General features: G+C 52.4%; 15 protein-coding genes. 5 read left to right on the top strand and 10 right to left on the bottom strand.

Annotated features, from left to right (window positions below):
* Positions 1-159: 159 nt before the first annotated feature.
* The 5 genes from BEB42_RS23505 to argC form a co-directional block, all read right to left on the bottom strand.
* The gene (locus BEB42_RS23505; protein ID WP_000382176.1) at positions 160-1,443 is read right to left on the bottom strand and encodes an MFS transporter; all 1,284 of its coding nucleotides are present in this window, start codon (positions 1,441-1,443) and stop codon (positions 160-162) included.
* 66 nt (positions 1,444-1,509) lie between these two features.
* Positions 1,510-2,724: a D-mannonate dehydratase ManD gene (gene manD, locus BEB42_RS23500; RefSeq protein WP_000690928.1), complete on the bottom strand. Its 1,215-nt coding sequence runs from the start codon at positions 2,722-2,724 to the stop codon at positions 1,510-1,512.
* A gap of 485 nt (positions 2,725-3,209) precedes the next feature.
* Entirely contained in the window at positions 3,210-4,583 is a 1,374-nt protein-coding gene (gene argH, locus BEB42_RS23495; RefSeq protein WP_001240112.1) for an argininosuccinate lyase, read from the bottom strand.
* A 60-nt stretch (positions 4,584-4,643) separates the two neighbouring features.
* Positions 4,644-5,420 carry an acetylglutamate kinase gene (gene argB, locus BEB42_RS23490; RefSeq protein WP_010364915.1) on the bottom strand — a complete coding sequence of 259 codons (777 nt, stop codon included), beginning with the start codon at positions 5,418-5,420 and terminating at the stop codon, positions 4,644-4,646.
* A gap of 7 nt (positions 5,421-5,427) precedes the next feature.
* Complete coding sequence (gene argC, locus BEB42_RS23485) at positions 5,428-6,432, bottom strand: N-acetyl-gamma-glutamyl-phosphate reductase (protein WP_000935360.1); 1,005 nt, start codon at positions 6,430-6,432, stop codon at positions 5,428-5,430.
* A 153-nt stretch (positions 6,433-6,585) separates the two neighbouring features.
* Here argC and argE point away from each other — a divergent pair, with 153 nt between their 5' ends.
* The 4 genes from argE to BEB42_RS23465 all read left to right on the top strand — a co-directional run bounded on the left by argE (position 6,586) and on the right by BEB42_RS23465 (position 13,607).
* A complete protein-coding gene (gene argE / locus BEB42_RS23480) occupies positions 6,586-7,737 on the top strand; it encodes an acetylornithine deacetylase (RefSeq protein WP_001353723.1) in 1,152 nt (383 codons plus the stop codon).
* A gap of 301 nt (positions 7,738-8,038) precedes the next feature.
* Complete coding sequence (ppc, locus tag BEB42_RS23475; RefSeq protein ID WP_001005598.1) at positions 8,039-10,690, top strand: phosphoenolpyruvate carboxylase; 2,652 nt, start codon at positions 8,039-8,041, stop codon at positions 10,688-10,690.
* A gap of 183 nt (positions 10,691-10,873) precedes the next feature.
* Positions 10,874-12,607 carry a phosphoethanolamine transferase CptA gene (locus BEB42_RS23470; RefSeq protein ID WP_000556307.1) on the top strand — a complete coding sequence of 578 codons (1,734 nt, stop codon included), beginning with the start codon at positions 10,874-10,876 and terminating at the stop codon, positions 12,605-12,607.
* A gap of 148 nt (positions 12,608-12,755) precedes the next feature.
* The gene (locus BEB42_RS23465) at positions 12,756-13,607 is read left to right on the top strand and encodes an AraC family transcriptional regulator (protein WP_000274639.1); all 852 of its coding nucleotides are present in this window, start codon (positions 12,756-12,758) and stop codon (positions 13,605-13,607) included.
* On the opposite strand, the gene BEB42_RS23460 is transcribed toward BEB42_RS23465, so the two are convergent.
* The 5 genes from BEB42_RS23460 to BEB42_RS23440 are packed head-to-tail and all read right to left on the bottom strand — an operon-like array spanning position 13,594 to position 18,543.
* Positions 13,594-13,935 carry a PTS fructose-like transporter subunit IIB gene (locus tag BEB42_RS23460; RefSeq protein ID WP_000323849.1) on the bottom strand — a complete coding sequence of 114 codons (342 nt, stop codon included), beginning with the start codon at positions 13,933-13,935 and terminating at the stop codon, positions 13,594-13,596. The genes BEB42_RS23465 and BEB42_RS23460 overlap by 14 nt on opposite strands.
* Position 13,936: 1 nt before the next feature.
* On the bottom strand, positions 13,937-14,815 hold the full coding sequence (locus BEB42_RS23455; RefSeq protein ID WP_000204128.1) for a [formate-C-acetyltransferase]-activating enzyme: 879 nt from the start codon (positions 14,813-14,815) through the stop codon (positions 13,937-13,939).
* Positions 14,781-17,078, bottom strand: coding sequence for a formate C-acetyltransferase (locus BEB42_RS23450; RefSeq protein ID WP_000184823.1), 2,298 nt, complete (start codon positions 17,076-17,078; stop codon positions 14,781-14,783). Before BEB42_RS23450 ends, BEB42_RS23455 begins: the two co-directional genes overlap by 35 nt.
* A gap of 50 nt (positions 17,079-17,128) precedes the next feature.
* A complete protein-coding gene (locus tag BEB42_RS23445; protein ID WP_000161265.1) occupies positions 17,129-17,449 on the bottom strand; it encodes a PTS fructose-like transporter subunit IIB in 321 nt (106 codons plus the stop codon).
* 14 nt (positions 17,450-17,463) lie between these two features.
* Positions 17,464-18,543, bottom strand: a complete 1,080-nt coding sequence (locus BEB42_RS23440; protein WP_001004471.1) for a PTS fructose transporter subunit EIIC — start codon at positions 18,541-18,543, stop codon at positions 17,464-17,466.
* Positions 18,544-18,851: 308 nt separating this feature from the next.
* On the opposite strand from BEB42_RS23440, the gene ptsP reads away from it, so the two are divergent.
* A complete protein-coding gene (ptsP, locus tag BEB42_RS23435) occupies positions 18,852-21,353 on the top strand; it encodes a phosphoenolpyruvate--protein phosphotransferase (protein WP_001185148.1) in 2,502 nt (833 codons plus the stop codon).
* Positions 21,354-21,360 lie beyond the last annotated feature (7 nt).

The raw sequence follows: 21,360 nt of genomic DNA, 5'->3' as shown, positions 1-21,360 counted from the left end.
CACAGAAACGGAGCGGCACCTCTTTAACCCTTGAAGTCACTGCCCGTTTCGAGAGTTTCTCAACTCGAATAACTAAAGCCAACGTGAACTTTTGCGGATCTCCAGGATCCGCTTTTTTTTATTCTACAGGCCCACAGCAAGAGAGCCTGATAGTAACAGTTACTCAATCCGATCTTTGACAATAAAGAAGTAACACAGCGCCCCGGTGAACGTCACACAGGCCGCGATAACCAGCGCCAGATTAAACGAGTGCGTGGTATCCACTACCCAACCGGTTACGATCGGAGCAAAGGAAGCAAAAACAAAACTGCCAAAGTTTTGAATCCCGGCGATGGAAGCCACTTTTGTTTCTGACACCATCACCTGCACCAGTCCCCATGCAGATGTTCCCGCGAAATGCACGCAGAACAGCGCCATTGAGATAAACGCTACAGCCTGGGCTGGCGAGGAGGATTGCACGACCAGCAACGTGCCTAATGCCGACATCATCAAACCGCAGACAATAGCCGTTTTACGCGTCTTCGCCAGGTCGTAGCCTTTTTTCGCCAGCCGATCGACAACAATACCGTTAACCCACATCCCGACCGCCGCCGCGAGGAAAGGAATCGCCGCCACCCAACCGGTTTTCGCCAGACTGAAGCCTTGCTCGGCTTGTAAATAACCGGGTAACCACGCGATGTAGAGCCAACCGGTATAATTGACGCCAGAGAAACCTAAAATCATCCCCCAGGTTGTCCGATGCTTAAACAGCGCCAGCCACTCGCTAAATTGTAATTGTGGACGCGGTTTAACCGGCGCGGAGAGATAGGTCCGTTCTTCGTCGGTCAGGACAAACTGCGCCCGGTTGCGATACCACGCGTACCAACAGATCCCAACCAGAATCCCCGCCACGCCGATGATGACGAACATTGCCCGCCAGCCCCATGCCAGCTGCATCAATACAAGAGCAGGAGGCGCAATAGCCTGACCGATAACGGTAGATGAGTTAAAAATCCCCAGCGCCGTGCCGCGTTCTTTTTGCGCATACCAGTCGGTGATCGACTTTACTCCCGCAGGCATAAATGGCGCTTCGCCAATACCCAAACCGATACGCATTAAAATAAAGTGGCTAAAAGAATTAACCATTCCTGTTAATGCCTGCATTAATGACCAGAATATTAAGCCTGCGCCTAAAACTATTCGTGGGCCAAAGCGGTCTAGCAAAATACCGGAAGGGAGTTGTGAAAAACCATAAGACAGAGAAAATGCAGAAAGCAAAACGCCAAATTCTGTCGCCGATAATCCTAACTCGCCACGAATCGCTTCGCCTGCCACGCTCAATGACGAACGGTCGAGGAAATTAACGATCCCCGCCATAAATAATAAAACCAGCGTTACTGTCTGAATACGACGAATCCGTTGCGGTTTATTACCCGCAACACTGGTTGACACATCAACGTCCATTTTTAGCTCCTTGAGCGGAATTAATCGATTTGCTGACTATTCAGAAAATAATTAAGCGAACCGTTATTACCAGTTCCACAATGTGCCATCTTCCAGTCGTGCGACGGGGAGATACGCCGGGTCATACGGATATTTCGCCGCCAGTTTCTCATCGAAAGAAATACCCAGCCCCGGTTCATCGCCTGGGTGCATATAACCTTCATCGAAGCGCCAGCTGTGCGGGAAGACTTCAAGCATTTGTTCGGAATAGCCCATGTACTCCTGAACACCAAAGTTTGGCACCCAGAGGTCAAAATGCAGCGCCGCCGCATGACAAACAGGCGATAAATCTGAAGGGCCATGCGAACCGGTACGTACCTGATAAAGCGATGCAAAATCGGCAATCCGTCGCATCCCGGTAATGCCGCCTGCATGGGTAATCGTCGTGCGAATATAGTCAATCAGCTGCTCTTCGATTAACTGCTTGCAGTCCCAGATACTGTTAAACACTTCACCGACCGCAATCGGCGTCACAGTATGCTGGCGAATCAGACGAAAACATTCCTGGTTCTCGGCAGGCGTCGGATCTTCCATCCAGAACAGGCGGTAATCCTCAATGCTCTTCCCAAAGCGCGCCGCTTCGATAGGAGTCAGGCGATGGTGCATGTCATGCAACAGATGTTCGTTAAAACCGAACTTATTACGCACCGCTTCAAATAACTTCGGTGTAAAATCGAGATACTTTTCTGAAGACCACAACTGCTCTTCCGGCCACAGGCCTTTGGTTGCCGGTTCATACGCCAGTCCTTTGCCCTTCGCCAGGCCATAAGTGGTTTGCATACCCGGTACACCGCACTGCACACGAATCGCCTTAAAGCCCATCTGCTGGTGCTTTGCATAGTCTTCAAGGACTTCATCAATCGTGCGCCCGGTGGTGTGGCAATAAACCATCACGCCTTCACGAGAAGCCCCACCAAGCAGTTGATACAATGGCATATTTGCCGCTTTGGCTTTGATATCCCACAACGCCATATCAATGGCAGAAATGGCCGACATCGTGACGGGGCCACGTCGCCAGTAAGCACCTTTATAAAAGAATTGCCAGATATCTTCGATACGGCTGGCATCGCGGCCAATTAATTGTGGACAAAGATGATCTTTCAGATAAGAAGCGACCGACAATTCGCGACCATTTAATGTGGCATCTCCCAATCCACAAAGTCCGCTTGCAGTGGTTATTTTAAGCGTAACGAAATTACGTCCTGGGCAAGTAACAAAAACATCTGCAGCAATAATTTTCATTATTGCAATCTCCTGTGTTGTAAATAGACGCTTCAAACTCAATTTTACGCCTACTACCATACAAGAGAGAAAGGGCGATTATTCAACCGTGATCACATTAAAAATAAAAATTTCCGCCGAGGAGAAAAAACACCCTCAAAAACCACCTGAATAATTAACCATCATCGTTAAAACAACACGTTAAATAATCACATAACAAACTCCATTAATCATTAAAAATGAGCGCAGCAATAGAAATGAATTATATTCAATTAATTAAAATATGTATTGATTGATGTATTGAAAATATGATTTTCATGGGGAGAGTGAAGGTAAAGAAGACGCAAGAATAAAAAGGAATATGACAAATAATAGTTCTGGTTGGGCGTTAAATTTAAGGTCACCAGAATGCTGACAAATTTCTGCCTGAGGCAGTCCGCCTACGTAGTGTCGCTACTTTATAGGCGTGGTAAGCTCCCCATTTTCAGGGGAGCAATATAAACCAATTACCCCAACCGCGCCTGCGCAAAAGCAATCGCCTGCGCCACCTGCTGCGGTGAGACGCCGCCTTTTGCCGCACGCTTGTCGAGGCACGATTGCAGCGACAGAATCGGATAGACATCTTCGCCAATCACCTGACTGAATTTCTGCAACTCACTGAGCGGCAGTTCTTCCAGCGGTTTGCCCTGACGAATGGCTTCCACCACCGCTTCACCCACAATATGATGCGCCTCGCGGAAAGGTACGCCTTTCGCCACCAGGTAATCCGCCAGTTCAGTGGCGTTGGCGTAACCCTGCTGAGCCGCTTCCTGGCAACGCGGACGTTTCACCTGAATGCCGTCCAGCACCAGCGCCGCCATATGCAGGCTGTCCAGCCAGGTATCGAGCGCGTCGAACAGACCTTCTTTGTCTTCCTGCATATCTTTGTTGTAAGCCAGCGGCAAACCTTTCAGCGTCATCATCATGCCAGTCAACGCGCCCTGAACACGACCGCATTTACCCCGAATCAGCTCCAGCGCATCCGGGTTTTTCTTCTGCGGCATTAATGATGAACCGGAAGTAACACGATCAGAAAGCTCCACAAAACCCGCTTCGCCGGTGTTAAAGAAAATCAGATCTTCGGCAAAACGCGACAAATGCACCATACCGATAGCGGCGGCAGAAAGCAGTTCCAGCACGTGGTCGCGGTCAGAAACGCTGTCGAGACTGTTACGGGTCGCCGAGGCAAAGCCCAGCCAGCCTGCTAACTGTTCACGGTCGATTTCATAGGCCGTTCCCGCCAGTGCGCCACAGCCTAACGGGCTGACATCCAGACGCTTAAGCGCATCCTGCAAACGGCTTTCATCACGCGCCAGCATCTCAACATAGGCCAGGCACCAGTGCGCAAACGTCACCGGCTGGGCGCGTTGCAGGTGAGTGTAACCAGGCATTACCGCGTCCTGATTATTCTGCGCGGTCTCGACCAGAGCGGATTGTAACTGTCGGTTAGCCGTCAGTAACTCGCTAACGGTATCCTTGCACCACAGTTTCAGGTCAGTCGCTACCTGATCATTACGGCTACGCCCGGTATGCAATTTTTTGCCTAACTGGCCCACTTTGTCGATCAGTTTGCCTTCCACCCAGCTATGGATATCTTCGGCGTCGCTTTCAAGAATTTGTTGTGGCCTGGCGCGAACATCTTCCAGCAGCACATTGAGCGCCTCTTCCAGTTGCACCTGTTCTTCTGCGGTTAACACGCCTACCGTTACCAGCGCTTTGGACCAGGCCACAGAGCCAACAATATCCTGCTCCGCCAGACGGTAATCAAAGCGCAGTGAGTCGTTGAATTGTTTAAACCGTTGATCTGCTGCCTGGGTAAAACGCCCGCCCCAAAGTGCCATAACTCTGTTTCCTTATTTTGAAATTCAATGCCAGAAAGCTACGTCTCCGGCCAACAAAACTTAAGCTAAAATCCGCGTACCCATCGGCATACCGTTAAACAGTGCCGGAAGCTGTTCCGCATGACGCCAGGAGGCAATATCTACCGGGCGACCCAGCGTGCGCGCAGCGTCCAGCGCCGCGTTCACTTTCACTATCATGCCGTCAGTAATAATGCCCTGCTCAATCAGTTGTTCTGCTTTCGCTGCGGTCATTTCGGCAATACGTTGCCCTTTGCCGTCGAGAATACCGCTGACATCAGAGAGCAAAATCAGATCCGCGCCCAGCGTTGCCGCCAGCGCCGTCGCCGCCTGGTCAGCATTGACGTTCATCAGTTGCCCTTCGTCCGTTACGCCAATGGAGCTGACCACTGGTAGATAACCGTTTTCCAGCAACGTGTTGATAAGCTTAGGCGAACCTGGCTGCGCCAGTCCAACATGGCCTAACTCTTCATCGAGCTGGGTCACTTTTACGCTGTCGCCGTCACCGAGAAACAAACCTACGGCTGCAATCTGATGTTTCTTCGCCCATGCCAGCAGGGTTTTATTTGCCGTTCCCGCCAGCGCTCCGGTGATAATGTCTATCTGATCCGCAGGCGTCACCCGCAGGCCGTTTTTCTTTTTCACCGGCAGATTCAGTCCTTTCATCAGCTCATCCACCACGCAGCCGCCGCCGTGGACAATCACCAGCGGACGCTGATGTGACTCGCGATAATTCACCAGTGCGGTAAACAGACGTTCCAGCGCCTCTTCACTATCCAGCAGTACGCCGCCCAGTTTGATAATTAATGGATTCATCATTGCACCCCTAAATAAGAGACTGCGTTTCCGCATAGCCGAAACGAATATTGGCGCACTGTACCGCTTGTGCTGCCGCGCCTTTCAATAAGTTGTCTTCGGTCGCCACAATAATCAGATGTTCCCCCTGAACGGCAAAACCGATATCGCAGAACGGCAGCCCGACGACATTTTTCAGCGCCGGAACGCCTTTGTCATACAACCGTACCAGCGGTTTATGGGCATACGCCTGCTGTAACGCTTGCGCGACTTGCGCCTGGTTCACGCCAGGCTTCAGGCGGCAGGTAATGGTTTCGAGAATGCCGCGCGGGAAATTGCCCAGATGCGGGGTAAAAATAACGTCAGCACCGAGGTGTGTGGCGATCTCTGGTTGATGGCGATGAGTAAAGACACCATACGGTTGCAGGCTAACTTCACAAAAACTATTTGAAATCGCGGCCTTACGTCCTGCTCCGCTCACACCACTGGTGGCGTTGATAACCGGCCACTGATTGAGGTCAAGAAGATCGGCATCAATCAACGGTTTCAGCGCCAATTGCGCCGCCGTCGGATAACAGCCAGGCACCGCAATTAAGTTCGCTTCTTTTAATTTATGACCGCACCACTCCGCCAGACCGTAAGCTGCCTGTTCCAACAGTTCCGGGTATTGATGGCTAAAGCCGTAATATTTTTCATAGAAGGTGGCGTCGTTAACACGAAACGCGCCGGAAAGGTCGAACACCACACAGCCCGCTTCAAGAAATTGTGGCGCTAAATCGTGACTAACTTCATGGGCAGTAGCAAGAAACACCACGTCCACCCCTGGGCTAAACTCACTGATATCCGACATCGGCTGCAACGGCAGATCAACGATGCCTTTTAGCTGCGGATGCAAATCGGAGATTAACTTTCCCGCATCATTGCTTTGCGCTGAAACAGTCAAAGCGGTTATGTTCATATGCGGATGGCGATTTACATAGGTCACTAGCTCTGCGCCAGCGTAACCGCTGGCACCCACAATCAGCGTATTCAACATCGGGGCTATTCACCTTCTTATGTCTGGTTGCCTGGTTAAACGTAAAACATTCACCTTACGGCTGGTGGGTTTTATTACGCTCAACGTTAGTGTATTTTTATTCACAAATACTGCATGAATATTGATACTATCATGACCAGAGGTGTGTCAACAATGAAAAACAAATTACCGCCATTTATCGAGATTTACCGTGCTCTGATTGCCACACCTTCAATAAGCGCCACGGAAGAGGCACTCGATCAAAGCAATGCAGATTTAATCACTCTGCTGGCGGACTGGTTTAAAGATTTGGGCTTCAATGTGGAAGTGCAGCCCGTGCCGGGAACTCGCAACAAATTTAATATGCTAGCCAGTTGCGGACAGGGAGCTGGCGGTTTGCTGCTGGCGGGGCATACCGATACGGTGCCATTTGATGACGGCCGCTGGACGCGCGATCCGTTTACGCTGACGGAGCATGACGGCAAGCTTTACGGCTTAGGCACCGCCGACATGAAAGGCTTTTTTGCGTTTATCCTCGATGCACTACGCGATGTCGACGTCACGAAACTGAAAAAACCGCTCTACATTCTGGCGACTGCCGATGAAGAGACCAGTATGGCAGGAGCGCGTTATTTTGCCGAAACTACCGCCCTGCGCCCGGATTGCGCCATCATTGGCGAACCGACGTCGCTGCAACCGGTACGCGCACATAAAGGCCATATCTCGAACGCCATCCGTATTCAGGGCCAGTCGGGGCACTCCAGCGATCCAGCACGCGGAGTTAACGCGATCGAATTGATGCACGACGCCATCGGGCATATTTTGCAATTGCGCGATAATCTGAAAGAACGTTATCACTACGAAGCATTTACCGTGCCATACCCTACGCTCAACCTCGGGCATATTCACGGTGGCGATGCATCTAACCGTATTTGCGCTTGCTGTGAGTTGCATATGGATATTCGTCCGCTGCCAGGCATGACACTCAATGAACTTAATGGTTTGCTCAACGATGCATTGTCTCCGGTGAGCGAGCGCTGGCCGGGTCGTCTGACGGTCGACGAGCTGCATCCACCGATTCCTGGCTATGAATGCCCACCGAATCATCAACTGGTTGAAGTGGTTGAGAAATTGCTCGGAGCAAAGACCGAAGTGGTGAATTACTGTACCGAAGCGCCGTTTATTCAGACGTTATGCCCGACGCTGGTGCTGGGACCTGGCTCAATTAATCAGGCTCATCAGCCTGATGAATACCTGGAGACACGGTTTATCAAGCCCACCCGCGAACTGATCACCCAGGTGATTCACCATTTCTGCTGGCATTAAAACGTAGGCCAAACAATGTCGGATGCGATGCTTGCGCATCTTATCCGACCTACACCTTTGGTGTTACTCAAGGCGATTTTTTAACATTTCCATAAGTTACGCTTATTTAAAGCGTCGTGAATTTAATGGCGTAAATTCCTGCTATTTATTCGTTTGCTGAAGCGATTTCGCAGCATTTGACGTCATCGCTTTTACGTGGCTTTATAAAAGACGACGAAAAGCAAAGCCCGAGCATATTCGCGCCAATGCGACGTGAAGGATACAGGGCTATCAAACGATAAGATGGGGTGTCTGGGGTAATATGAACGAACAATATTCCGCATTGCGTAGTAATGTCAGTATGCTCGGCAAAGTGCTGGGGGAAACCATCAAGGATGCGTTGGGAGAACACATTCTTGAACGCGTTGAAACTATCCGTAAGTTGTCCAAATCTTCACGCGCTGGCAATGATGCTAACCGCCAGGAGTTGCTCACCACTTTACAAAATTTGTCGAACGACGAGCTGCTGCCCGTTGCGCGTGCGTTTAGTCAGTTCCTGAATCTGGCTAACACCGCCGAGCAATACCATAGCATTTCGCCGAAAGGCGAAGCAGCCAGCAATCCGGAAGTGATCGCCCGCACCCTGCGTAAACTGAAAAACCAGCCGGAACTGAGCGAAGACACCATCAAAAAAGCAGTGGAATCGCTGTCGCTGGAACTGGTCCTCACGGCTCACCCAACCGAAATTACCCGTCGTACGCTGATCCACAAAATGGTGGAAGTGAACGCCTGCTTAAAACAGCTCGACAACAAAGATATCGCCGACTACGAACATAACCAACTGATGCGCCGCCTGCGCCAGTTGATCGCCCAGTCATGGCATACCGATGAAATCCGTAAGCTGCGCCCAAGCCCGGTAGATGAGGCCAAATGGGGCTTTGCCGTAGTAGAAAACAGCCTGTGGCAAGGCGTACCGAATTACCTGCGCGAACTGAACGAACAACTGGAAGAGAACCTCGGCTACAAACTACCCGTCGAATTTGTTCCGGTGCGTTTTACCTCGTGGATGGGCGGCGACCGCGACGGAAACCCGAACGTCACTGCCGATATCACCCGCCACGTCCTGCTGCTCAGCCGCTGGAAAGCCACCGATCTGTTCCTGAAAGATATTCAAGTTCTGGTTTCTGAACTGTCGATGGTTGAAGCAACTCCGGAACTGCTGGCGCTGGTCGGCGAAGAAGGTGCCGCAGAACCGTATCGCTATCTGATGAAAAACCTGCGTTCCCGCTTGATGGCGACACAGGCATGGCTGGAAGCGCGCCTGAAAGGTGAAGAAGTACCAAAACCAGAGGGTCTGCTGACGCAGAACGAAGAACTGTGGGAGCCGCTCTACGCTTGCTACCAGTCCCTTCAGGCGTGTGGCATGGGTATTATTGCCAACGGCGATCTGCTCGACACCCTGCGCCGCGTGAAATGTTTCGGTGTACCGCTGGTCCGTATTGATATCCGTCAGGAGAGTACCCGTCATACCGAAGCGCTGGGCGAACTGACCCGCTACCTCGGCATCGGCGACTACGAAAGCTGGTCAGAGGCCGACAAACAGGCGTTCCTGATCCGCGAACTGAACTCCAAACGCCCTCTTCTGCCGCGTAACTGGCAACCGAGCGCCGAAACGCGCGAAGTACTTGATACCTGTCAGGTAATTGCTGAAGCACCGCAAGGTTCCATTGCCGCCTACGTGATCTCGATGGCAAAAACGCCGTCCGACGTACTGGCTGTACACCTGCTGCTGAAAGAAGCGGGTATTGGATTTGCGATGCCGGTTGCACCGCTGTTTGAAACCCTTGATGACCTGAACAACGCCAACGATGTCATGACCCAGTTGCTCAATATCGACTGGTATCGCGGCCTGATTCAGGGCAAACAGATGGTGATGATTGGCTATTCCGACTCAGCAAAAGATGCGGGGGTGATGGCGGCTTCCTGGGCGCAATATCAGGCACAGGATGCATTAATCAAAACCTGCGAAAAAGCGGGTATTGAACTGACGCTGTTCCACGGCCGCGGCGGTTCCATTGGTCGCGGCGGCGCACCTGCCCATGCGGCGCTGCTGTCACAACCGCCAGGAAGCCTGAAAGGCGGCCTTCGCGTGACCGAACAGGGCGAGATGATCCGCTTTAAATATGGTCTGCCAGAAATCACCGTTAGCAGCCTGTCGCTGTACACCGGGGCAATTCTGGAAGCCAACCTGCTGCCACCGCCGGAGCCGAAAGAGAGCTGGCGTCGCATTATGGATGAACTGTCAGTCATCTCCTGCGATCTCTACCGTGGCTACGTACGTGAAAACAAAGATTTTGTGCCGTACTTCCGCTCCGCTACGCCGGAACAAGAGCTGGGCAAACTGCCGTTGGGTTCACGTCCGGCGAAACGTCGCCCGACCGGCGGCGTCGAGTCACTGCGCGCCATTCCGTGGATTTTTGCCTGGACACAAAACCGCCTGATGCTCCCCGCCTGGCTGGGTGCAGGTACGGCGCTGCAAAAAGTGGTCGAAGATGGCAAGCAGAGCGAACTGGAAGCCATGTGCCGCGACTGGCCATTCTTCTCGACGCGTCTCGGCATGCTGGAGATGGTCTTCGCCAAAGCAGACCTGTGGCTGGCGGAATACTATGATCAACGTCTGGTAGACAAAGCATTGTGGCCGTTAGGTAAAGAGTTACGTAATCTGCAAGAAGAAGACATCAAAGTGGTGCTGGCGATTGCCAACGATTCTCACCTGATGGCCGATCTGCCGTGGATTGCGGAGTCTATTCAGCTGCGAAATATTTACACCGACCCACTGAACGTATTGCAGGCCGAGTTGCTGCACCGCTCCCGCCAGGCAGAAAAAGAAGGCCAGGAACCGGATCCTCGCGTCGAGCAAGCGTTAATGGTTACTATTGCCGGGATTGCGGCAGGTATGCGTAATACCGGCTAATCTTCCCCCCTCCTGCAAACCCTCGTGCTTTTGCGCGAGGGTTTTCTGAAATACTTCTGTTCTAACACCCTCGTTTTCAATATATTTCTGTCTGCATTTTATTCAAATTCTGGATATCCCTTCAGATATCCTTAAGGAATTGTCGTTACATTCGGCGATATTTTTTCAAGACAGGTTCTTACTATGCATTCCACAGAAGTCCAAGCTAAACCTCTTTTTAGCTGGAAAGCCCTGGGTTGGGCACTGCTCTACTTTTGGTTTTTCTCTACCTTGCTACAGGCCATTATTTACATCAGTGGTTATAGTGGCACTAACGGCATTCGCGACTCGCTGTTATTCAGTTCGCTGTGGTTGATCCCGGTATTCCTCTTTCCGAAGCGGATTAAAATTATTGCCGCAGTAATCGGCGTGGTGCTATGGGCGGCCTCTCTGGCGGCGCTGTGCTACTACGTCATCTACGGTCAGGAGTTCTCGCAGAGCGTTCTGTTTGTGATGTTCGAAACCAACACCAACGAAGCCAGCGAGTATTTAAGCCAGTATTTCAGCCTGAAAATTGTGCTTATCGCGCTGGCCTATACGGCAGTGGCAGTTCTGCTGTGGACACGCCTGCGCCCGGTCTATATTCCAAAGCCGTGGCGTTATGTTGTCTCTTTTGCCCTGCTTTATGGCTTGATTCTGCATCCGATCGCCATGAATACGTTTATCAAAAACAAGCCGTTTGAGAAAACGTTGGATAACCTGGCATCGCGTATGGAGCCTGCCGCACCGTGGCAATTCCTGACCGGCTATTATCAGTATCGTCAGCAACTAAACTCGCTAACAAAGCTACTGAATGAAAATAATGCCTTGCCGCCGCTGGCTAATTTCAAAGATGAATCGGGTAACGAACCGCGCACCTTAGTGCTGGTGATTGGCGAGTCGACCCAGCGTGGACGCATGAGTCTGTACGGTTATCCGCGTGAAACCACGCCGGAGCTGGATGCGCTGCATAAAACCGATCCGAATCTGACCGTGTTTAATAACGTGGTGACGTCTCGTCCGTACACCATTGAAATCCTGCAACAGGCGCTGACTTTTGCCAATGAAAAGAACCCGGATCTGTATCTGACGCAGCCGTCGCTGATGAACATGATGAAACAGGCGGGTTATAAAACCTTCTGGATCACCAACCAGCAGACGATGACCGCCCGCAATACCATGCTGACGGTATTTTCGCGCCAGACCGACAAGCAGTACTACATGAACCAGCAACGTACGCAGAGTGCGCGTGAATACGACACCAACGTGCTGAAGCCGTTCCAGGAAGTACTGAATGACCCTGCGCCGAAGAAACTGATCATCGTTCATCTGCTGGGTACGCATATCAAATACAAATACCGCTACCCGGAAAATCAGGGCAAGTTTGATGGCAATACCGATCATGTTCCGCCGGGACTAAGCGCAGAAGAGCTGGAGTCATATAACGATTATGATAACGCTAACCTGTATAACGATCATGTGGTTGCCAGCCTGATTAAAGACTTTAAAGCAGCAGACCCGAACGGTTTCCTGGTTTACTTCTCTGACCACGGTGAAGAGGTTTACGACACGCCGCCGCACAAAACTCAGGGGCGTAATGAGGACAACCCGACGCGTCATATGTACACCATTCCGTTCCTGCTGTGGACGTCAGAAAAATGGCAAGCGACTCATCCGCGTGATTTCTCGCAGGATGTTGATCGTAAATACAGCCTGGCGGAACTGATCCACACTTGGTCAGATTTGGCGGGCTTATCTTACGACGGTTACGATCCAACCCGTTCAGTGGTGAATCCGCAGTTCAAAGAAACTACCCGCTGGATTGGTAACCCGTACAAGAAAAACGCGCTGATCGATTACGACACTCTGCCGTATGGCGATCAGGTGGGTAATCAGTAAATGACCTTTGTATCGCGTCTGGCGCTATTTGCCGGATGCGATACTGGCACAATGTTTACATCGCACTCCCATCAGGCCACACTTTTCAGGTGGCCTTTTTTAATAATGCCAGTTACTGTTTTCCCGACTACCTACCTAAGGGAATAACATGTATCACGACGTCAGCTATCTGCTCTCCCGCCTGATAAACGGCCCACTGTCGCTGCGCCAGATTTACTTTGCCAGCAGCAACGGCCCGGTGCCCGATCTTGCGTATCAGGTCGATTTTCCACGGCTGGAAATTGTGCTGGAAGGTGAGTTTGTTGATACCGGCGCTGGAGCAACGTTAGTTCCCGGCGATGTGCTGTACGTTCCCGCTGGTGGCTGGAATTTTCCACAATGGCAAGCCCCCGCCACTACCTTTAGCGTGCTGTTTGGCAAACAGCAACTCGGCTTCAGCGTCGTGCAATGGGATGGCAAACAATATCAAAATCTGGCGAAGCAACACGTCGCCCGACGCGGCCCGCGCATTGGTTCTTTTCTGCTACAAACGCTCAATGAAATGCAAATGCAGTCGCAAGAGCAGCAAACGGCAAGGCTTATCGTCGCCAGCCTGCTTAGCCACTGCCGCGATTTGCTTGGCAGCCAAATCCAGACCGCCTCACGCAGCCAGGCACTGTTCGAAGCTATTCGTGATTATATCGACGAACGCTATGCCTCCGCGCTTACCCGCGAATCTGTCGCACAGGCATTCTATATTTCGCCAAATTACCTCTCGCACCTGTTTCAAAAAACGGGGGCCATTGGTTTTAACGAATACCTGAATCACACGCGACTGGAGCACGCTAAGACGTTATTGAAAGGCTATGACCTGAAGGTAAAAGAAGTGGCGCACGCCTGCGGCTTTGTCGACAGCAACTACTTCTGCCGTCTGTTTCGTAAAAACACCGAACGCTCGCCGTCGGAATATCGCCGGCAGTACCACAGCCAACTGACAGAAAAACCGACTACTCCAGAATAAGATGGGTTTGCTGCGGCGCAGAAAGCACTTTGCGCACCGCGCTCATTACCCGCTGCGGCTCACGCAGGAATGCGTAGATGCTGCATTGCACATAGCGGCAATGTTCAAATCGCTCGGCACCGGCAAGCTCGATATCCGTAATCAACAGCGCAACATCCGCCCGACGGATATCCTCGTCCGCTAAACGATTCTCCGTCCCCAGCGCGCCCTGAGTTTCAATGCTGACGCCCCACTTCTCTAACTGGCACAACTTTTCCAGCCGTTCCGCCGCCATATAAGTATGCGCCACGCCACTGACGCAGGCGGTTACTGCCACCAGGTATGCCATTTTAACCTCCCACGGTAACCTGAAATCCGGCCCGTTCTGCCATTTCGCGCATCGTTGCCACATCGGCTGACGACGGCGCTGGCACCTCTTTCATCGACCATGTTTTCCCCAGCAGACGGTATTTTGGTTCGCCGTACTGATGAAACGGTAACAGATGGATCTGCCTGATATTCAGCGGGATCAGCACGTCCAGCGCCTGCTGCATATTCTCCCGGCTGAGTGTGAAACCAGGGATCAGCGGTAAACGCGGGGTCACGTTGACACCCTCACTCACCAGCAAACGCAAGTTCTCCAGCACGCGTGGCAAGTTCATCTTCACCACATCCCGCGCCTGAGTCACGTCCATAATTTTTAAATCGAACAACACTTCATCGCACAATTTCGCCAGCGGTAACAACTTGCTGGTCGGCGCGTCTCCGGCAGTTTCGATAGCGCATGACACGCCCCACAGACGAAGTCGCTGTAAAAAACGGGTAGCAAACTCCGCCTGCATTAACACTTCGCCGCCAGAAAGCGTGACGCCGCCGCCGGACGCGCGAAAGAAAATGTCATCTTTCATCACTTCCCGCTCCAGCGCGTCAAGGCTGATATCGCGACCAATCCGTTCAAACGCACCGGAAGGGCATTCATCCGCATCACGCAAACATTTCGCGCAGTGCAGGCATTTCGCCTCTCTGCGTACCGTCTGGATTTTGCCGGAGATCGACTCCGGATTAGCACACCACGGGCAAAGATGCGGGCAGCCTTTAAAAAAGACCACCGTACGAATGCCCTCGCCGTCATTCAGTGAATAACGCTGAATGTTGAAAATGCGCGCCACATCATTGCGGCGCGTTTCCACAACGTTACAGCTGATGCGCTGTCCGGCGGATGATGTCATCCTGGATCTCCTTCGACAATTCAACAAAGAAGGCGCTGTATCCGGCTACGCGCACCACCAGCCCGGCATAGTCCTGTGGGCGCTGTTGGGCTTCCCGCAACGTGTCAGCGTTCACCACGTTAAACTGAATATGCTGCAACTTAAGCTGGGTAAATGCCCGTAAGAAGTCGGCTAGTTTGCGTAATCCCGCTTCACCTTCCAGGGTCGCCGGAGTGAATTTCACGTTCAGCAACGTACCGTTAGAAAGCAGCGTGTTATCGAGCTTGCTGACTGATTTCAGTACCGCCGTTGGTCCTTGTGCATCCTGGCCCAGCATGGGAGACAAACCACCGTCTGCCAGTTGTTCCCCGGCAAAACGGCCGTCTGGCGTCGCACCAACCACCGATCCCAACGGGACGTGAGCAGAAACGGTATACGATCCCGGCGTGAAGTAGCCGCCGCGCGGGTTCTGGTATTTTTCCACTTCTTTGCAGTAATGACGCAGGAGTTCGGCGCTAATGTTATCCACCTCGTCGATATCGTTACCGTATTTCTCAAAGCGGTTAATTAAGCGAGCGCGGACTTTTTCGCCTTCTGGCGTTGCGAAGTTGGCTTTTAATACCGACAGCAATTCGTCAAAACTTAAACGCTGTTGCTCAAAAACCATCCCTTTCAACGCATGGAGAGAATCGCTCAGGTTGGCGATACCGATCCCCTGTACGCCGGAGAAGTTATAACGCGCGCCGCCATCGGTAATATCGCGGCCTTTTTCCAGACAATCGCTGATAAACGACGAGAGCAGCGGTACAGGGGCCCAGTCACGGTGACCGATATCACAAATATTGCTGCCTTCAACCATCAGGGTGATGTAGTGGCTGATCTTGGCGCGGATCTGTTCCAGCAAACCTTCATAACTCAGCGTGGCATTACCTTCATTTTCATGCAGGCAGATTTCCATCACTTTCAGCAGGTTAAACATCGCGATGTCATGCAGACCATAGGTTCTGCCAGGAATAGATAACTCCACGCAACCCACTACGGAATAATCGCGCGCATCTTCCAGCGAAACGCCACGATTGAGGAACGCTGGCACCACCACTTCATCGTTGAAGATTTGCGGAATACCCGTGCCGAGGCGAATGGTTTCTGCGGTTTTCATCAGGAACGGCGTGTCGATCAAGGCGTTAGTGCGCACACCCAGGTTCGGTTGTGGTAATTGCACGCTTTGATAGGCATCGAGGCAAAGGAACGAAAGCACGTTCACCGCGCTACGTCCGTTTTCGGTTAACCCACCGAGCAGGGCGGTATAGCCGGTCGGGAAACCTGCGAAATAGCGCGCGCTGCTGGTGGAGCGCAACAGCACGATGTCGTTGCATTTCACCCATAAAGATTCGAGCAGTTCTTTCAGGAACGCCGGATCTTCGCCCTGGGTTAATGATGCCTGATAGAATGGCAACATATACTGGTCGAAGCGCCCTAAAGACAGCGAGCTGGCGTTGGATTCGTATTGCAGAATGATGTTCATGTACCAGAACAACTGGCACGCTTGCCAGAACGTCTGCGGCTTATGTTCGGCGTTATGGCGGGAGATCTCCGCGATAGTCAGCAGTTCTTCGCGACGCTGGGCATCGGTGCAGTTTGCCGCCATCGTTTCCGCCAGTTCGGCGTAACGCAAAATGTGTTTCTGCGAGGCTTCGAGCAATAACAGCGCAGCCTGATAAAAGTGATTCTCCGGCTGTTGCTGGCAATGTTGCTGCATCTGCGCCACCAGCTCACCCAGCCCGTGATTCAGCAGGCGCGGGTAATCAATAATGATGTGCCCCTGGCCTTTATCTGTCTGGTTGATACTGAAAATCTGCGTGCTGGTCGCGGCTTTTACTTCATCCGTCATCTGCCCGTTAATGAAATCTTTCATCGAGCGTTTTTCCCAGTATGGGAACAGCTCTTCGCGGTAGATACGTTTATCTTCTTCACTAATGGCGAAGCGGTCCTGCGGTCGCGTCGGAAATTGATCCAGCTCTTTCAGCAGCCAGTAAGGGTCCATTTCCGGCGACATAATCCCGGCGCGCGGTTTTACGGTACGGTTACCAGCAATCAGTTCTTCATCACGAATCGAAATTTCAACATGTTCAAGGATATACGCTGTTGCTTTCGCCCGGCGCAATATCACTGGTTCGCCTTCGGTTTGCCGATGGCTGGCGGTATAAAGCAGCGCCCGCTCCAGCGAGATTTCACGGGTATTAGCAAACAGTGCAGTTTTAAGGCGAGAGATACGATTCGTCATGAGGAACTCCTGTGGGGAAGCGAACCCGCCCTTGCGAGCGGGATAAGGACTTAAGCGGTTTGTGCCAGGTGAGCTTCAATTTTGCTCATAATGGCGTCAGCGCGTTTTACCGCGTCGCTGATGTTGACGCGCACAATGGTCTTGCCAGCAAAACGCTCTTCAAACTTGATGCCGATATCTTTGGTCAGAATCACCATATCGGCGCTCGCCACGTCTTCCGCAGTCAGTTCATTTTCCAGACCAATCGAGCCCTGAGTTTCTACTTTCACTTCCCAACCTTTCGCTTTCGCAGCGCTTTCAAGCGCCTCTGCCGCCATATAAGTATGGGCAACACCAGATGGACATGCGGTTACTGCAATAATTTTCGTCATGGCTCGTTCCTCAATTAATTAATTTCAAAATCCAGATCCAGGTCGTCTTCCTTCTCATCAGTCGAAGGCCCATTTTTACGCGCCAGACTTTTCAGCACGTTCACACAAACTGCTGTCACTACTGCCCCGACAGCCACTGCGGCGATATAACCCAGCTTGCCTTCAACCACAGGCAGCACAATCAGACCACCCCAGCCTGCATAGCACTGCGCACCGACCAGCGCCGCAGTCACTGCACCACAAACTGAACCGACCATGATGGAAGGAATGACACGCAGCGGATCGGCAGCGGCGAAAGGAATCGCCCCTTCAGTAACCCCAACACACCCCATCACCAACGCCGCTTTGCCGGTTTCGCGCTCTTCTGCAGAGAAATTTTTACGACCAATCAGCGTCGCCAGCCCCATGCCCAACGGTGGAACACAAATCCCCACGGCAGCAATGGCCACCACGGTATAAACGCCCTGAGCCACACAGATCAGCATGAAGGCATAGGCCACTTTGTTAACCGGGCCGCCCATATCAAAGGCCAGCATCAATCCCATGATCACCGCCAGCATCACTACGCTGCCTTGTTGCATGCCCTGAAGCCACTGGGTCAGGCTGTTGGTCAACGCCCCCACCGGCTCGCCCAGTCCCCACATCATGACACCAGCGGTAATCAGTGTGCCGACGATCGGAATGATGAAGATTGGCATCACCGAGCGCAGAACTTTATGCACCGGAATTTTCTTCAGGTAATGCACCACGATGCCGCCGATAATCCCGGCGATCAGCGCGCCAAAGAAGCCCGCACCAAAGCTGTTACCAACCCAGGCACCGATAGCGCACGGAGCCAGCGCAGAACGTTCTGCAATGGAATAACCGATGTACGCTGCGAGGAAAGGCACCATCAGCGTCAACCCCGCAACGCCGATATCAAACAGTTTTTTTAGATTCGGATCGGCTACGGCATCCGGCACTGCGCCTTTGCCATACAACATGACGGAAACCGCCAGCAAAATACCGCCCGATACCACGAAGGGAATCATATGTGAAACGCCCGTCATTAAATGCTGACGGGTATTTTTCAGGATCTGCACCAACTCATTCATAAGCTGCTCCCGGGCTTGCAAAAGCCCATGTCCATATTTTTGATGGAGGAAACAATAGGCAATCGCAGGCGGAGCAAACAGTGGATAAAAAGGCCATTTACTGGACTTTTGTAATATCAGTACAAAAATGCGATCCGCCTCATAACTTGCGATAACCCGGAAGCATGCCGCAGAACGGCGTCTTGTGAGACGCGTCGCAAATTGACGGTTACATTACATTTGTCCAGCTTTTGGCAGATTTGTCACATGGCAGGCCGTTGCCGTGCGCTCTTATCCTGTAAACAGAAAACCGTACCGGGAGAGAGGCAATGGCCCTGATTGTGGAATTTATTTGTGAGCTACCTAACGGCGTACATGCGCGTCCGGCAAGCCACGTTGAAACGCTGTGTAATACTTTTTCATCACAAATTGAGTGGCATAACCTGCGCACTGACCGCAAGGGCAACGCCAAAAGCGCCCTTGCGCTGATTGGCACCGATACGCTGGTGGGCGATAACTGCCAGTTACTGATTTCCGGGGCCGACGAGCAGGAAGCGCACCAGCGTTTAAGCCAATGGCTGCGCGATGAATTCCCCCACTGCGACGCACCGCTGGCAGAAGTAAAATCTGACGAACTGGAGCCGCTGCCGGTTTCACTGACCAACCTGAATCCGCGAATTATCCGCGCCCGCACCGTGTGCAGCAGTAGCGCAGGCGGCATTCTGACGCCGATCTCTTCTTTAGATCTCAATGCGCTGGGTAATCTTCCCGCTGCCAAAGGCGTTGACGCCGAGCAATCCGCGCTGGAAAACGGCCTGACGCTGGTACTGAAAAACATTGAGTTTCGTCTGCTGGATAGCGACGGTGCTACCAGCGCGATTCTGGAAGCGCACCGATCCCTGGCTGGCGATACTTCCCTGCGCGAACATTTACTGGCAGGCGTCTGCGCCGGATTAAGCTGCGCCGAAGCAATTGTTACCAGTGCGAATCACTTTTGCGAAGAGTTTTCCCGTTCCAGCAGCAGCTACCTGCAAGAACGCGCGCTGGATGTGCGCGATGTCTGCTTCCAGTTACTCCAGCAAATCTACGGCGAGAAACGCTTTCCGGCACCGGGCAAGCTGACGCAGCCCGCCATTTGTATGGCTGATGAACTGACCCCTAGCCAGTTCCTCGAACTGGATAAAAATCACCTCAAAGGATTGTTGCTCAAAAGTGGCGGCACTACCTCACACACGGTGATCCTTGCCCGTTCGTTCAACATTCCGACGCTGGTTGGTGTGGATATTGATGCCCTTACTCCGTGGCAGCATCAAACGATTTATATCGACGGCAACGCTGGGGCGATTGTGGTTGATCCTGGAGAAGCCGTAGCCCGTTATTATCAGCAAGAAGCCCGCGTACAGAACGCCCTTCGTGAGCAACAGCGTGTCTGGCTGACCCAACAAGCCCGTACCGCTGACGGTATCCGCATTGAAATTGCCGCTAACATCGCTCACTCCGTCGAAGCGCAGGCCGCATTCGGCAATGGTGCGGAAGGCGTTGGTTTGTTCCGCACTGAAATGCTCTATATGGATCGCACCAGTGCACCGGGCGAAAGCGAGCTGTACAACATTTTTTGTCAGGCGCTGGAGTCCGCCAACGGACGCAGCATTATTGTGCGCACTATGGATATTGGCGGTGACAAACCCGTTGATTATCTGAATATTCCCGCAGAGGCAAACCCGTTCCTCGGTTATCGCGCCGTGCGTATTTATGAAGAGTACGCGTCGTTATTTACCACGCAGCTACGATCGATCCTGCGCGCCTCCGCTCATGGTAGCCTGAAAATCATGATCCCGATGATCTCTTCAATGGAAGAGATCTTATGGGTGAAAGAAAAACTGGCAGAAGCTAAACAGCAGCTGCGTAACGAACACATTCCGTTTGATGAGAAGATCCAGCTCGGTATCATGCTTGAAGTGCCGTCAGTAATGTTCATCATCGATCAATGCTGTGAGGAGATTGATTTCTTTAGTATTGGTAGTAATGACCTGACGCAATATCTGCTGGCAGTGGATCGCGATAACGCTAAGGTAACTCGTCACTACAACAGCCTGAATCCGGCATTCTTACGAGCGCTTGATTACGCCGTGCAGGCAGTGCATCGCCAGGGCAAATGGATTGGTCTGTGCGGTGAACTGGGGGCGAAAGGTTCCGTGCTGCCGTTGCTGGTCGGTTTAGGGCTGGATGAGTTGAGCATGAGTGCACCGTCAATTCCGGCGGCGAAAGCGCGAATGGCGCAACTTGATAGCCGCGAATGCCGCCAGTTACTCAACCAGGCAATGGCCTGCCGTACTTCGCTGGAAGTGGAACACCTGCTGGCACAATTCCGCATGACGCAACAGGATGCACCACTGGTCACCGCCGAGTGCATCACGCTGGAAAGCGACTGGCGCAGCAAAGAAGAAGTGCTCAAAGGCATGACCGATAACCTGCTGCTGGCGGGCCGCTGCCGCTATCCGCGTAAACTGGAAGCCGACTTGTGGGCGCGCGAGGCCGTTTTCTCTACCGGTCTGGGCTTTAGTTTTGCCATTCCACACAGCAAATCAGAACACATTGAGCAGTCCACCATCAGCGTGGCGCGTCTGCAAGCGCCAGTGCGCTGGGGCGATGATGAAGCACAATTCATCATTATGTTAACCCTTAACAAACACGCTGCCGGCGATCAGCATATGCGCATTTTCTCGCGCCTCGCTCGCCGCATCATGCACGAAGAATTCCGTAACGCGCTGGTTAACGCCGCCTCTGCCGACGCTATCGCCAGCCTGCTGCAACATGAACTGGAACTGTAAAAGGAAA

It is taken from the genome of Escherichia sp. MOD1-EC5990 (genome assembly GCF_002965285.1).
GTDB classification, from domain to species: domain Bacteria; phylum Pseudomonadota; class Gammaproteobacteria; order Enterobacterales; family Enterobacteriaceae; genus Escherichia; species Escherichia coli_F.
This window is presented reverse-complemented; position numbering and strand designations above follow the sequence as displayed.